The following is a 14834-nucleotide window of genomic DNA, read 5'->3' as shown; positions in this document are numbered from 1 at the left end:
AAATACTAACCCAGCAGAAATGCTGGGTTTTTTTGTGTGTCAAAAGTATCACACCTACGTTAGAATATTCTTTCTGTCATTATTTGTTTATATTATTATATTTATGAAGTATTTAGATGTCGTTATTACATTATTATTATCTATATTACTCACGCTTGGGGTTGGATATGAGAATAGAATGATGATAACGGGTGGGTGTTTGTTTTTAGCACTGACCTTTTTGTCATCTAAATGGTGGTTAAAATGGTTGTTTATATTTCCAATTGGATTGGTGGCGGTATTATACTTCTATTCGGGTTATATTTATGGGCAACCCAATATAGGTATTGTTGCATCGTTATTTGAAACAAATAAACGCGAGACTATTGAATTTTTATTAGCTATTCCCCCAAAAGTTATAATACTAAATGCTATTTTATTTATTGCATTTAGTTATTATTTAATACGAGTTAAATTTGTTTTTAAATGGCATAAAACAGTATTTCTATTTGGTTGTTTTTGTTTTTGTTTTTCGTCTTTAAATTTATTTGTATATCATTGTTACACCAGTGTTAATCACTATATTATTCAAATGAATACGTTGAAAAATAGTATTCATCAAGGCTCAAATTGGCATATTTTAAAGGTTAAACCTAGATATAAAACTTACGTTCTCATCATTGGTGAAAGTATGCGTAAAGATTACATGTCGAGCTATGGTTATCCTCTTAACACCACCCCTTTTTTAGCGACAACTCCTGGTGTATTTGTGAATGGATATTTGTCGACGGCATCTCATACTGCGGTGTCATTACCTCGAACATTAGCTATCAGTCATGGCTTGGATTTAAACCCTGTAAATAATATTATCACCTTAGCCAACACCGCTAAAATGAAAACGATATGGTTATCAAATCAAGGGTTTATAGGTCAATATGACACCGCTGTTTCAGCAATAGCTGTTCATGCTTCAGAAAAGAAATTTTTGAAAAAAGGTAATTTTCTTACTAATAATACCAGTGATTATTCATTATTACCGCTATTTAAACAAGCTTTAGCTGAGCCCTATAGTGGTTCAAAGTTAATTGTCTTGCATATTATGGGATCACATGAGAATTTTTGTGATCGGATTAAAAAAGACAGTTATAACTTAAAGGATAAAGATCTTTCTTGTTATTTATCTACTTATAATCAAACAGATACCATTATTAAAACAATAGTAAATGATTTAAAAGCAACTCAAGATAGTTATTCGTTAATGTATTTTTCTGATCATGGTTTAAATAATGTCAGCGCTATTAAAGGAAAGACACAATTAGTGCATGGTGATTTATATAAACAAAATTATGAAGTACCACTAATTGAAATTGCCAGTGATATTCACCAGCATATAATGTTGAATAAGCAAATTAGTGCTTTTAATTTTATGTCGATTTTCTCGAATTGGATTGGTGTTAAAACCGCACAATTACCCTCATTGAATGTTTATCAATTGCCTCAAAATAAAAAGATTCAAGTATTAAGCGGTAATCAAATGGTGTTATTTGAATCATTAAAAAATGATCCTGATGAAATAATTCATCGTTAAAGATAACAATAAAAGCGGGCTATTTGAAAAAGTGATCAATGAATAGGTTCCATTGTAGTTGCTTTTTGTTTGATAAAATCGATAAATAATTTCGTTTTAACATGATGATAATTTAGCTTTGGGTAATATGCGTAAATGGCATTGGTTGGTTGCTTTAACGTTGGTAGTACCGGAACCAACAAGCCATTATCTAACTCGCGTTTTATTGTTTGTCTACTCGTTAAAATTAACCCCATGCCAGCAACCGCCCCTGCAACTAATGCTTCTGGGTTGGTGGTAATGAAATTACCTTGTAATAAAAGCCGTTGATTATGTTCAAAAATATGATCTTGTTGGTGATCTTGTTCGCCAAACAGTAGGTAATTATGTTGGCATAGTTGTTCTGGCGAGGTGATTTTAGGATTATTTTCAAGGTACGTAGGCGCAGCATAAAACCCATTACTGTAGCTAAGTAATTTGGTGGCGATATAGCTGGAGGAGTTAAATTCAGTGATCTCTCGGCTAATGAAGACATCGAGGTTTAGATCAGGTAATTGCCCTGGCGTTACCGTGTGGAGCTCAATCTTTATATTAGGGTAACTGTGGCTAAACTCAGCCAGATAGCTCACCAATAAGCGGCTGCCCGTAGCAAGGGGGGCGCCTAAACGCAAAATACCGCCAACTTCGCCATAAGTTGCGGTGGTTTCTGCTAGCATTTGTTGCCAATCATTGACTAACAAAGCGCTACGTTGGTAAAACAATTGACCTGCTTCTGTTACGGTTAAATGGCGAGTAGTGCGTTTTAATAGTTGTACTCCTAATTGTTTTTCTAGCCAAGATAATCGTTTTGAGAGGGCAGAACTTGAGGTATTGAGTTTGTTTGCGGCTTGCGCTAATGAACCATGTTCTACCACGGTAATAAAGCTATTGGCACAGGTGATCCAGTCCATAAAAGTATTATTCCTTTATTACAATATTAATAATCGATTAACAGGTCTAATGTAGCGTATGCTTAGCAAGGAAAAAATGATTAAGATCGTTTGATTATTACCTAATGATATGAATGGCATATGTAAAGTAAGGATGCTATGAGAAAAGCCTCAAGGATGAAGTTAACAAATCGCTTAGTTGCCTTTGTTACCATGATCGTGATTTGCGCGATTTTAGTGATTTTTATTGGTGGTGCATTGAGTTTCCGTAAACTCGGTCAAGATTCATTAGTGCATTATCTTGATGGGGTAGTGACGGTTATTGATCAAGAATTAACTGACCCTCAAGGAGCTCAAGCATTACCTCGTTGGCTACCGACGCTATTACAAGCGAGTAATGTGGTCTCGTTATCAATTAGCGATGCTAATAAAACAGTATTTGATTTTAATGGCAATCAAATAGTGCCTGACCCGAATATTATTTACCATCATCAATATCAACTGCCATCACACCCCGGTTATCAAGTCACGATTGCGGCGATCCCTCTCTATAGTGAATTTACCTATTCTTTGGGGGCAATGTCTTCCATTTCTCTGGCGATGTTGATTGTTATTGTTGGCTTAATACGTGGGGTGCATTGGTTGCGAACCCAGCTTTATGGCTCTGAGTTATTAGAAGAGCGTGGGCGAATGATTTTGGCGGGCCGGGTTGAGCAATATGCTGAAGGCAATGATTATGAATGGCCAGCAACAGCAAGTTTAGCGCTTGACCAATTAATTGGAGAACTTAAAGATGCCCGTCAAGAACGAAGTCGATTTGATACTTTTATTCGTACCCATACTTTTTTAGATCAATTAACGGGGACGGCTAATCGGGTGTTATTTGATAGTCGATTGCAATCAATGGTACAAGACCAAGATAGCCATGGCGCCGTGATTTTATTGCGTTTGAGTGACTGGGAGGAAATGTGTACCGAGCAAGGAAAAACCATTGCTGATGAGTTGTTACAGGAAATCAGCGTTATTTTATCAAATTTTATTCAGCGTTTTCCTGACACCGTCCTTGCGCGTTATTTTGATGCTGAGTTTGCAATCCTTATTCCGCAGCAACCAGCCAAAGAAATTAAAATATTTACTAACCAATTATTAAATGCTGTGGAGCGTTTATCCCCGCCATCGCCAATGGAAAAAGATAATTGGTGTCATATTGGCGTGACATACTTCCATGGTGGTGATCGCCGTGGACGGATCATGGATGAAGTTGATACCGCTTTGCGCAGTTCGCAGTTACAAGGCGCCAACAGTTGGAATAGCTTTAATAAAGATCATCAATGGGATAAATCACGCGGTAATGTGCGCTGGCGAACATTGATAGATAAAACGCTAACCCAAGGCGGGCCATTATTGTATCAGCAGCCGATTATTATGGCTGAGGATAATCAGCTAATGAGCTACGCTTTGTTAGCTCGAATTATCGATGACAATGGGGATATCATCAAAGCATCACATTTTATGTCGGCCGTTGAACAAGTGGGTTATTCGATTCGTTTTGATAGGGCGGTGATTGCTCAAACTCTATTGCTACTCAAACAACAATCGGCAGAGAACAGCTATGCGGTCAATGTCACCACTATCAGTTTACGGGACAAACAATTTGTCAAATGGCTACGAGATGAATTGTTGCAATTACCACGGCCAGTATTAAATCGATTATTGTTTGAAGTATCAGAAAGTATGTTGGTTAAACATCTTGATGCCATTCGACCTGTATTACGCGTGTTAACCGGGCTTGGTTGTAAACTTGTTGTTTCGCAAGCGGGCAGAACCATTGTTAGTACTTACTATATAAAAGACATTCAAGCTGATTACATTAAATTACACCGTGGTTTAGTGCGAGATATTCATCAACGCCAAGAAAATCAATTATTCGTTCGAAGTATGCTAGGAGCCTGTGCCAACAGTGATGCAAAAGTTATCGCGGTCGGTGTGGAAACGAATAAGGAATGGCGAGTATTACAACAACTTGGTGTCGTTGCTGCACAAGGACGACTTTTTGCTGCAGAGGAGTCAATAGTAACCACTAATTAAGCTTAATAATCATTATCGTGAATCAGTTAATATGAAAGTTATCATTTAAGGTGATACAGGTCTGACATTTCATACATTATTATTGTGAAGCAGTAAGTCTTTACCTAAAGTGCGGGCTGTTATTCGGCTCTAATTTTTGGCTTACTTTTATCATGATTCTGCGCGCTCTTGCTCCGTTTTTTTTACGTAAACCCTCCGCATTAAATGTTGCTCTTGCTCTATTTTCTGATGCGGTTGTTTTGGTTGCAGGGGATGGTAGCGATGTCATTATTGATTCGGTATCAATTGAAGCAGTGACTGAGTGGTCGAGCGCAATTGAAATACTGATTACTCGCCACCAATTGGCAGGCAGTCAAATCGCCATTATTTTAGGCCGTGGTTTATACCAAAGTTTATTGATTGATAAACCTAATTTAAGTGATGATGAATTAATTTTAGCTTTACCTTATTTGGTTAAAGATTTAGTCAATGAATCACCTGATGATATTGTTGCGGATGGGTTTGATAGTTTAAACAACGATCGGATTCAGGTTGTTGTTACTACACGCCAACAAGTGAATAAAATTGTCTTTGCGTGTCAATCTGTTGGTTGTGATGTCGGTTGCATGACGGTTGAAAGTGTTGTTTGGGGTGAATTTACAGCCCAACACTTAAGCCAATTAGTGGTGCATCGCTATGGTAATGGTGATTTACAATTAACTGCATTTAGTCAACAGAAACTCATTTTTCAACGTCAATTACGTGGCTTTGCTGTGCCTCTAGTGGCCGCTGTTGATTCAGATATCCAAGCATTACAACTTGATAGCCTAGCATTAGAACTACAACGTTCATTGGATTTTTTGAGCGCTCAACTGCGTGATAACCCGATCAGTCAGTTATTAATTAGTTGTGATAATGATGATAGTCAGCAATTAGCACTGGCGTTAAATGCGCGTTTAAATGTTATTGTGCAAGCGATTGAACCTCGATTATCTTTATTATCATCGACGGGAACTCGGATTGCTTGGGCAGGATTACAACAAGGTTTTTCGTCTTCAATTAATTTCTATTCACAACATCTGCAACCCAAACGTCAATGGTTAACACTTAATAATATGTTGCTTAGTTGGTTAACGCTGATATTTATTATTGGCTTAACGAGTGCTGTTTATAGTTTTAAATTACATCAATTAGCACCCACCTTTATCGCTAATAAGGCGCAACTAACGACAGCTCAACAGCAATTAATGTTAACTCAAAAACAAATTTTATTACATGTTGTTAGCCCCATAAAGCAGCAACATCTCAGTGCGTTAGAACAGGAAATTACGGCAAAACAAGCGACGTTAAAAGCGGTTGCGAATCATGATGTCAGTTTGATGGTTGGTTATGGTCAGGTATTAGTGCAATTGGCTGAAGCGGCTTCTAAGGATGTCGCTATTGAACGTATTTCAATTTCGGGTACAGCTATGGATTTACACGGTGTGGCTCGCTCGCCTGAAGCCGTGCCACGTTGGTTAGGGACATTTAATCGTTATTCGACCTTGGCTCAACGGCGATTTCAGTTACTTAATATTGGCCGAGATAAGGACAACCAAGTTACCTTCACCTTGCAAGCCCAACGTATAGAAGGGGCGCTTTAGATGAAGATTATCTGGTATGAATGGCAACAACGATTCAGTGGTTTATCTGCACGTGAACAATGGCTGATTGCAATTTCTGGTTGGATGGCAATTTTCTTCATTGGGGTGTTTATGGTGCTTGAGCCACAATGGCTGCAATTGCAAAATCAGACCAATACTATTCGTGTTACGGCCAATAATATTATAACGGTTAAACATGATATTCAGCGTTTACAGCAAAAATTAGCACAAAGCCCCAATAAAAAAATTGATAATCAAATCAATTTATTGACTAGTAAAGATGCGCAATTAGAACTGCAGTTACAACAGACGATAGGTCGATTAGTTTCACCCACTAAAATGCCGTATTTACTGGAACAAGTATTACGTCACAGTCATGGTTTGCGTTTACAAACGATGGTGTCATTACCTGCGATGCAACTGATGAATGGTAATGATCAAGGCTATTTTATTCATCCATTACGAATGACATTTGAAGGGAAATACTTTGATGTAATTCGTTATTTAACCCAGATTGAAGCGTTACCCGTGAAGTATTATTGGCGCAATTTAAACTATCAAGTAACGCGATATCCATGGGCTAGTATTGAGCTAGAACTCTATACATTAGGTGAAAGTAAGGATTTTATTGGTGGGTAAATATACAGTAACAGGATGTGTTATCTACTGTTTATTTTATGGGGTAAAGGTACACGCGCAGCAAGATCCTACGGCACCATTATCATGGACACAACAACGATCATCATCACTCCACTCGCGTTCGGCATTACCTCAATTACAAAGTGTTATTTGTGAGCCGCAATGTCGTGCCATTTTAAGTGGTCAAACAGTGGCGGTTGGCAGTTATATAACAGGCTATAGAGTCAGTCGAATTAATGACAGTTCAGTGATATTAACCCGCAATAAAAAACAGTGGCAATTGTCGCTATTTAGCACCGATATTAAGCAATGAAGGGATATAAAAATATGCAACGAATCATACTTGGTGTGGTTATCACTTCATTAATGGGGTGCTCTACCCAAATGGGGCACCAAGCTCCAGTTGCTATACAACAAACACTTAACCAAGCAGCTAATGATGCAGCCAGTCGACCACTGCTCGCATTACCTGACGCAGTCAATGCTGATTTAATGCCCGCACTCGATACCGATCAAGTGCTGCCTACGCATGCATTAGAAAAACGATTTCGAGTGAATGCCCGTAATGTCGATGCCAACGTATTCTTTTCGAGTTTAGTGCAAGGCACACCATTTAATATAGTGATCCATCCAAATGTTAATGGCTTGATTAGCTTGCAGTTAAAAGATGTCACATTAGATGAAGTGCTCAATGTTGTTGATGATGTTTATGGGTATAGCATTACCCGTAAAGGTAATATTATTCAGGTTTTTCCTGCCACACTGCGCACCGATATTATTGCTGTTGATTATTTACAGTTGCAGCGTCAAGGGGTGTCCTTAACCTCAATTACGACCGGTTCAATAGCAAATGAAAACAATACCAGCGTAGATGTTGACAATAATGATGCCATTTTAAATCAAGATCTCAGTACTACTACAGGTGGAACAACCATAAAAACCACCTCTGAAAGTGACTTTTGGCAACAGCTAGAAAAAGTTGTACGGGGTATGATTGGTCATGGTGATGGTCGAAATGTGATGGTCTCGCCACAGGCAGGCTTGATTTCTGTGCGTGCTTTTCCCAATGAATTACGTGAAGTAAAACAATTTTTGGGTATTTCCCAACAACGTTTAATTCGACAAGTGGTACTTGAAGCCAAGATCATGGAAGTAACGTTGAATGACAGCTATCAGCAAGGAATTAATTGGCAGAATATCAGTCGCAGTATTGGCGGAACCAATATTGTGGTTGGTTCAACACCTATCATTGATGCCTCAGCCATTGCTGCATTACCGGGCGGTAATGCGGTTTCAAACCTGCTTGGTGGCCAAACCAATATTACGATCAGTGATGGTAATTTTACCTCTGTATTAAGTTTTCTTGAAACTCAAGGGGATCTTAATGTGCTATCAAGCCCACGAGTGACGGCGGCAAATAATCAAAAAGCGGTGATCAAAGTGGGTGGTGATGAATATTTTGTCACCAATGTATCGAGCAGTAATGTCTCTGGTGATAACAGCACTGCGGCGCCTGATATTGAATTAACGCCCTTTTTCTCTGGGATTTCCTTAGATGTTACGCCGCAAATTGATGATCAAGGTGGAGTGTTGTTGCATATTCATCCGGCGGTGGTTGACATTAAAAATGAAATCAAAGCGGTCGATCTTGGCGCTAAGTTTGGTGTGTACCAATTACCATTAGCGAAAAGTACTATTCGTGAATCTGATTCAATTATTCATGCACGTAGTGGTGATGTGGTTGTGATTGGTGGCTTGATGAAAACCGCAATGACAGATCAAGTTTCAAAAGTACCACTATTAGGTGATATTCCAGTGGTGGGTAATTTGTTTCGTAACATTAATAAAGTGAAGCAAAAAACAGAATTGGTTATTTTATTGAAACCAACAGTCGTCAGTGATCAAACGTGGCAACAAGAGATTGAACGTTCACGTTCATTGGTTAATGAATGGTTTCCAGAAGATAAGTAACCTATGTATTTATCGCACTTTGGCCTTCATTCAGCGCCATTTTCACTTACCCCTAATACTGCTTTATTTCATGCTTTGCCGACCCATTTAACAGCTATTGATACCCTATTAGCTGGATTGGCTATGGGAGATGGAATAATGCAGTTATCCGGTGAAGTGGGTACGGGGAAAACTCTTATTTGTCGCATGTTAATCAATCGCTTACCGCCACAATATGATTTAGTGTATTTACCGACGCCAGCACAATGTGGAATGACGTTACAAGTAGCATTGGCTTCTGAATTAGGGCTTAAATTTGATGGTGATCGCCATCGACTAACGGTTGATATTCATGATCAATTGTTGCAGCGTAAAGCAAATGGTCATGCGGTGGTTGTCGTTATTGATGAAGCTCAAGCATTGACTGATGACGCATTAGAAATGATTCGTTTATTGGGGAACCTTGAGACTGAATTTGAAAAACTACTTCATATTGTATTAATTGGTCAGCCTGAATTAGATCAACGTTTAGCCCATTATCAACTACGCCAGTTGCAACAACGAATTACGTTACGAGCGACGTTATTAGCATTAAATGAAGCTGAAGCTGTCGCTTATATTGAGCATCGATTGTTATTGTCAGGTTGTTGTAGCAAGTTGTTTTCTGTTGCTCAAGCACGAGCTATTTGGTTTGCGAGTGGCGGTATTCCGAGGTTGATTAATCAATTAGCACACAAAGCATTATTAGTTGCTTATAGCCAGCGACGCCACTATCTGTGCTGCCAAGATATTAATATAGCGATTGCGGATACTGTTGCTGCGCGCCAATCTGGTCGAGTGTGGTGGCGCTGGTTAGGTTGGAAATATTTATGAGTGAATTAAACCGTCGTCTGAGTGCTTTGACGCAACAATCTACTGTTGAGCCAAGAGTATTACAGGCTGCGACAATCGAACCTTTACCAAATAAACGCATGCGCTATGGTACAGCTATGATTTTTATGGTGATCATTTTGCTGTCAGTTGGTGGCATTCTTTATTGGTTGCGATTTTCTGTTGTGTCAGTGAGCATCTCATCTATCGCTGCTTTACCTGCAATATCTACACCATCTACACCGCCGATAACAGCGGTGGTTTCGACTAACGCTGTGGTATCTACGCCAAAACAAACGCAACAAGAGGGGAAGACATTACCCCCACAAATTTCAAAATCAGCCGCTGCTGACTTGAAAATATTGGCGGCGATGCCCATCGCTGAACCCGCTCTTGATAGTCTAGATATAAAACAAGAGCTCGCAAGCTCCTATGAACAAGGCTATGACAGCGGTTATCAACAAGCATTAGCAGAGCAACAAGCAACGATAGATACACCGGTTTCCTCATCCCCAAAAGATGTAGCGGTAACGCCTAAGCGTAAAGTAGGTCGATTATCGATTGAAACGGTAGCGTTAACCCCCGCACAACTGGCTATGGTTGAATATAACAAAGCTGAAAAAGTATTACGCCAAGCCAATAGTCGCCAAGCGATTGTGCATCTTGAAGCCGCGTTAAAGTACCGTCCTGAATGGGTTGTTGCTCGTCAAAAATTAGCCGCGTTATATTATGGACGTGGTGATAAGCGCCAAGCTGTAGCAATGTTACAGCAAGGGTTACAACGCCAGCCTCATAATACTGAATTACGCTTAACTTTAGCCAAACTATTGGTTAACGAGCAACAACCACAAGCGGCATTAACGGTATTAGAACAACCTCAAAATGTTGATACAGTAGCTTTTTTGGCGATGCGAGCCGCTTTAGCTCAGCAGTTACAAAATACCGCTTTAGCGCTTAGTAGTTACCAACAATTAGTATTACATGATGCGGCTGATGGCCGCTGGTGGTTGGGGCTTGCGATTGCACAAGAACGAAGTCAGCAATTTATGGCAGCGTTGACCTCTTATCGTCAAGGCGCGGTACATGGTGGTCTTTCTGCTGCATCACAACAATTTATTCAGCAACGAATTATGGCATTACAGATTAAAAGGCGCTAACAGATGCAAATACGCTTACGTAAACGGTTAGGTGATCTGTTGGTTGATGATCATATTATTGCGCAGCAACAACTGGATCAAGCTCTGCAGCAACAGCAACTAACGGGACGCAAATTAGGTGATACCTTAATTGGTATGGGGTTCCTTAGCGAACAACAAATGTTGCAGTTTTTAGCGCGACAGCTTGATATTCCGTTGGTCGATTTAACTCGGCTTGTTATTGATAGCGACGCCGTGAATTTATTATCAGAAGTGCATGCGCGACGGTTACGTGCATTGGTGATTGGTCGTCGTGGTGATGTGTTACGTATCGCAATGAGTGATCCTGCCGATCTTGCTATGCAGGAAGCCTTACTTAACCAATTACAACAGTTTCAGGTCGAGTTTGTTATTGTGCCTGAACGACAGTTAATTACGGCTTTTGATCGTTATTATCGTCGCACTAAAGAAATTGCGTCGTTTGCTGAGCAACTAAATGCTGAGCATCAAACTCAGACTCATTATGGGTTTGGATTTGATGATAGTGATAATGATGAAATGACAGTGGTTAAGCTGATCAATTCCTTATTTGAAGATGCACTGCAAGTAGGGGCGTCTGATATTCATATTGAGCCCGATGAAGATGTACTTCGTATTCGGCAGCGGATCGATGGCATTTTGCATGAAACATTACTTAATGAAAATAGTGTTGCTGCGGCATTAGTATTACGGCTTAAGTTAATGAGTGGGCTGGATATATCAGAAAAACGCTTACCACAAGATGGGCGCTTTAATATTAAGATTCGCGATCATTCAATTGATATTCGCCTCTCAACAATGCCAGTGCAATACGGTGAATCGGTAGTGATGCGATTACTTGATCAATCGGCTGGAATTCTCGATTTAGATCATATTGGTATGCCCAATGATCTTCTGTTACGGCTTCGGCGTCAGTTAAAGCGTCCACATGGCATGATTTTAGTGACAGGGCCAACAGGATCAGGAAAAACTACGACCTTATATGGTGCGCTTAATGAGCTTAATAAACCGGGGAAAAAATTAATTACCGCAGAAGATCCGGTTGAATATCGGTTGTCGCGCGTTAATCAAGTACAAGTTAATAATAAAATTGGGCTGACTTTTTCTTCGATTTTACGGACTTTTTTACGCCAAGATCCTGATGTGATTTTAGTGGGTGAAATGCGCGATCAAGAAACCGTTGAAATTGGTTTACGTGCGGCATTAACCGGCCATTTAGTACTCTCGACTTTACACACCAATAATGCGATTGATAGTGCGTTACGAATGATTGATATGCAGGCGCCAGGATACCTAGTTGCGAGTGCAGTAAGAGCCGTATTAGCACAACGGTTAGTGCGGCGTGTATGTCCAGATTGTACACAAGAGGCAGTCTTAGAAAACGAGCAGAAAAGTTGGTTACAAGCGCGTGATTTTAATGAGCGATTACACCATTTTAACTTAGGTTTAGGTTGTCAAAGTTGTAACTTTACCGGTTATAAAGGTCGTGTTGGGGTGTTTGAATTATTAGAGTTTGACCAATCTATGATGGATGCATTACGCAATAATAATGCGGTTCTATTTAGTCAAATCGCACGACAAAGTGCTGGTTATAGGCCATTGGTTGAGTCAGCCTTAGCCTTAGCTTACGCGGGTATCACTAGCTTAGATGAAGTGATGACATTAGCGGAAGGGGATTTTTATGATGGCTATATTGGGTAATATATAAATGAAACGATTTAATTATCGTGGTCGTGGTGCTCAAGGGACGATTTTACGCGGACAGGTCGAAGCTTTAACTCAATCGGCGGCAACCGATCAATTATTACGCCAAGGAATTATCCCATTAGAAATTAAACTGGCAACACATCATCGTCCATCATTAACGTTTGATGGGTTATGGCAACGGCAGTTACCCATTGAAGTTTTGGTGATTTTCTGTCGTCAGCTTTATAGCTTAACCAAAGCGGGAGTACCATTGTTACGTGCATTTAAAGGTTTAGAGCAAAGTGCCAGTCATTTATTATTACGCTCAACTTTAGCTGATGTGACAACTGAACTGACCAATGGTCATTCACTGTCTGCGGCAATGCAGCAACATCCACGGGTATTTTCTGATTTATTTGTGTCGATGATCCATGTTGGTGAAAATACAGGACGGTTAGATCAAACCCTATTGCAGTTGGCGAATTACTACCAACAAGAAATGGATACTCGGCGCCAGATTAAATCTGCAATTCGCTATCCGATGTTTGTTATGATTGCGATTGGGCTGGCAATGGTGGTGTTAAATACTCAAGTTATTCCTCAATTTGCCGGTATGTTTGCTCGGTTTGGGGTTGATTTACCTTGGCCGACTCAAGTATTAATATTGACCTCAAATCTGTTTGTTTATTATTGGCCATTGATGGTTATTGGCATTGGCGCAATGTGGGTTGGAATAAGGTTGTGGCGTAATACACCCCAAGGACAACGGCAATGGGATCTGTGGCGATTAAAAACGCCTATTATCGGAACTATTATTAACCGTGCTTTGATGGCTCGATTTTCTCGTACTTTTGCGCTAATGATGCGTGCTGGTGTTCCATTAAATCAAGCCTTAAAAATGGCCGCAGAAGCATTAGATAATCGCTTTTTAGAGCAGCGGTTATTAGACATGAAATTAGGCATTGAAAGTGGCAGTAGCATTGCAATAACCGCGGCTAATACTGATATTTTTACGCCATTAGTACTACAGATGATTGCCGTTGGTGAAGAGACTGGGCAAATTGACGAATTATTATTAGAAGCTGCTGATTTTTATGACCGTGAAGTTGATTATGACTTAGCGACGTTAACTGCCCGTATCGAACCGCTGTTATTAGTGGTGGTATCAGCCATGGTGTTATTACTTGCCCTTGGTATCTTTTTACCGATGTGGGGAATGTTAGATGTTGCTAATGCTGGATAATAGCGAATAAATAACAGCTTTTTAATATTGTTGTAATAATTGATTGAATTATTATTTTGATAATTAATAAATATATTAACAGTTAATTTAGTTGATAGGGAAATTAACGTTCATTGGTATTCTGTAAAAGAATAATGGCTATATAAATTGGTATTATCACTTAGTTAGTTATTAATTTCTTACAAATAATAAATTGTAATATTTTATCTGGATGCGAAACTAATCGCGTATTTTAGTAATTATTTATATTACTATAAATAATTATAATTAATGCAGTTAAATACCCATTACTGATTGTGTTAGTTATTGTTATTTAGTTATTAATGTCCATTGAGTTGTTGTTTGTAAATATGATTTTTTTAGTAAAAAACCACTATTGTTACCATTAGTGGTTATTTTCGACGGTCATTATTTTGATTGAGCATAATTTAATATTGGTCATTAGTTTCAATAACGAATGAAAATAAAACTATTTATTATATCGAATATTTAGTGCTTGAATGCAATTAATGTGATTGCAGGGCATTCATTTACTTACATACCGACTCAAGGTCGAGTTGAAGTGAATACACAGGGAAAAGGATGACATTATGAAACGTCAAAACGGTTTTACATTAATTGAACTCGTGGTTGTGATTGTTATTTTAGGTATTTTAGCCGTTACTGCAGCCCCTAAATTTTTGAACCTTCAAGATGATGCGCGTGCGTCTTCACTGCAAGGCTTAAAAGGTGCGATTGAAGGTGCAGCCGGTATTACTTATGGTAAGGCTGCAATTCAAGGTAAAGAAGCTGCAGTCTCAGGTTCTGTGGATAATATTGCTATTGTTTATGGCTATCCGGCGGCAACATCGGCTGCATTGATTTCGGCAGTTACTGGTCTTGCAGAAGACTGGAAAGTGGTAGCTGGATATCCTAAACCCAATACTATTGCGTATACATATAAAAGTAATGATAGTACGTCTGAATGTTTGGTAACTTACGTTCAAGCACAGAGTGTCTCTCAAGCAGCGACAACGGTTGTTGTTCCTGGTGCAGGCTGTAATCCTTCATCTAAATAAGTTAACTAACATTTAGCGCTCTTTGGAG

12 protein-coding genes are annotated in these 14834 nt (G+C 39.2%); 11 read left to right on the top strand and 1 reads right to left on the bottom strand.

The genetic code is table 11. From position 1 onward, the window contains the following. The first annotated feature begins 19 nt into the window (after window positions 1-19). A complete protein-coding gene (locus tag CZ809_RS14975) occupies window positions 20-1567 on the top strand; it encodes a phosphoethanolamine transferase (protein WP_080158376.1) in 1548 nt (515 codons plus the stop codon). A 35-nt stretch (window positions 1568-1602) separates the two neighbouring features. Here the strand turns inward: CZ809_RS14975 and CZ809_RS14970 are convergent, their stop codons facing one another. After that, window positions 1603-2496, bottom strand: a complete 894-nt coding sequence (locus tag CZ809_RS14970; protein ID WP_080158375.1) for a LysR family transcriptional regulator — start codon at window positions 2494-2496, stop codon at window positions 1603-1605. Window positions 2497-2634: 138 nt separating this feature from the next. On the opposite strand from CZ809_RS14970, the gene csrD reads away from it, so the two are divergent. The 10 genes from csrD to CZ809_RS14920 all read left to right on the top strand — a co-directional run bounded on the left by csrD (window position 2635) and on the right by CZ809_RS14920 (window position 14806). Continuing rightward, window positions 2635-4563, top strand: a complete 1929-nt coding sequence (gene csrD / locus CZ809_RS14965) for an RNase E specificity factor CsrD (protein ID WP_080158374.1) — start codon at window positions 2635-2637, stop codon at window positions 4561-4563. A 152-nt stretch (window positions 4564-4715) separates the two neighbouring features. After that, a complete protein-coding gene (locus CZ809_RS14960; RefSeq protein WP_080158373.1) occupies window positions 4716-6185 on the top strand; it encodes a PilN domain-containing protein in 1470 nt (489 codons plus the stop codon). Further along, window positions 6186-6824 carry a type II secretion system protein M gene (locus tag CZ809_RS14955; RefSeq protein ID WP_080158372.1) on the top strand — a complete coding sequence of 213 codons (639 nt, stop codon included), beginning with the start codon at window positions 6186-6188 and terminating at the stop codon, window positions 6822-6824. It abuts the gene before it with no gap. Next, a complete protein-coding gene (locus tag CZ809_RS14950; protein ID WP_080158371.1) occupies window positions 6817-7137 on the top strand; it encodes a hypothetical protein in 321 nt (106 codons plus the stop codon). The genes CZ809_RS14955 and CZ809_RS14950 overlap by 8 nt, the downstream gene beginning before the upstream one ends. Before the next feature lie 14 nt (window positions 7138-7151). Beyond that, the gene (gene mshL, locus CZ809_RS14945; RefSeq protein WP_080158370.1) at window positions 7152-8795 is read left to right on the top strand and encodes a pilus (MSHA type) biogenesis protein MshL; all 1644 of its coding nucleotides are present in this window, start codon (window positions 7152-7154) and stop codon (window positions 8793-8795) included. A 3-nt stretch (window positions 8796-8798) separates the two neighbouring features. Next, window positions 8799-9647, top strand: coding sequence for an ExeA family protein (locus CZ809_RS14940; RefSeq protein WP_080158369.1), 849 nt, complete (start codon window positions 8799-8801; stop codon window positions 9645-9647). Then, window positions 9644-10801 (top strand): tetratricopeptide repeat protein, encoded by a 1158-nt coding sequence (locus tag CZ809_RS14935; protein ID WP_080158368.1) that lies wholly within the window; start codon window positions 9644-9646, stop codon window positions 10799-10801. Before CZ809_RS14940 ends, CZ809_RS14935 begins: the two co-directional genes overlap by 4 nt. A 3-nt stretch (window positions 10802-10804) precedes the next feature. Then, window positions 10805-12520 (top strand): GspE/PulE family protein, encoded by a 1716-nt coding sequence (locus CZ809_RS14930; RefSeq protein WP_080158367.1) that lies wholly within the window; start codon window positions 10805-10807, stop codon window positions 12518-12520. Window positions 12521-12527: 7 nt separating this feature from the next. Further along, window positions 12528-13748: a type II secretion system F family protein gene (locus CZ809_RS14925; protein WP_080158366.1), complete on the top strand. Its 1221-nt coding sequence runs from the start codon at window positions 12528-12530 to the stop codon at window positions 13746-13748. A 590-nt stretch (window positions 13749-14338) separates the two neighbouring features. Then, on the top strand, window positions 14339-14806 hold the full coding sequence (locus tag CZ809_RS14920) for a type II secretion system protein (RefSeq protein ID WP_080158365.1): 468 nt from the start codon (window positions 14339-14341) through the stop codon (window positions 14804-14806). Window positions 14807-14834: the final 28 nt, after the last annotated feature.

The sequence above is a fragment of the Photobacterium piscicola genome, assembly GCF_900166965.1.
GTDB classification, from domain to species: Bacteria; Pseudomonadota; Gammaproteobacteria; order Enterobacterales; family Vibrionaceae; genus Photobacterium; species Photobacterium piscicola.
This window is presented reverse-complemented; position numbering and strand designations above follow the sequence as displayed.

What these genes read in the sequence shown, in the direction of transcription:
- CZ809_RS14930 (WP_080158367.1), top strand. Translation starts at nt 10,805, where the DNA reads ATGCAAATACGCTTACGTAAACGGTTAGGTGATCTGTTGGTTGATGAT.
- CZ809_RS14935 (WP_080158368.1), top strand. Translation starts at nt 9,644, where the DNA reads ATGAGTGAATTAAACCGTCGTCTGAGTGCTTTGACGCAACAATCTACT.
- csrD (WP_080158374.1), top strand. Translation starts at nt 2,635, where the DNA reads ATGAGAAAAGCCTCAAGGATGAAGTTAACAAATCGCTTAGTTGCCTTT.
- CZ809_RS14925 (WP_080158366.1), top strand. Translation starts at nt 12,528, where the DNA reads ATGAAACGATTTAATTATCGTGGTCGTGGTGCTCAAGGGACGATTTTA.
- CZ809_RS14940 (WP_080158369.1), top strand. Translation starts at nt 8,799, where the DNA reads ATGTATTTATCGCACTTTGGCCTTCATTCAGCGCCATTTTCACTTACC.
- CZ809_RS14920 (WP_080158365.1), top strand. Translation starts at nt 14,339, where the DNA reads ATGAAACGTCAAAACGGTTTTACATTAATTGAACTCGTGGTTGTGATT.
- CZ809_RS14955 (WP_080158372.1), top strand. Translation starts at nt 6,186, where the DNA reads ATGAAGATTATCTGGTATGAATGGCAACAACGATTCAGTGGTTTATCT.
- CZ809_RS14975 (WP_080158376.1), top strand. Translation starts at nt 20, where the DNA reads ATGCTGGGTTTTTTTGTGTGTCAAAAGTATCACACCTACGTTAGAATA.
- mshL (WP_080158370.1), top strand. Translation starts at nt 7,152, where the DNA reads ATGCAACGAATCATACTTGGTGTGGTTATCACTTCATTAATGGGGTGC.
- CZ809_RS14970 (WP_080158375.1), bottom strand. Translation starts at nt 2,496, where the DNA reads ATGGACTGGATCACCTGTGCCAATAGCTTTATTACCGTGGTAGAACAT.
- CZ809_RS14960 (WP_080158373.1), top strand. Translation starts at nt 4,716, where the DNA reads ATGATTCTGCGCGCTCTTGCTCCGTTTTTTTTACGTAAACCCTCCGCA.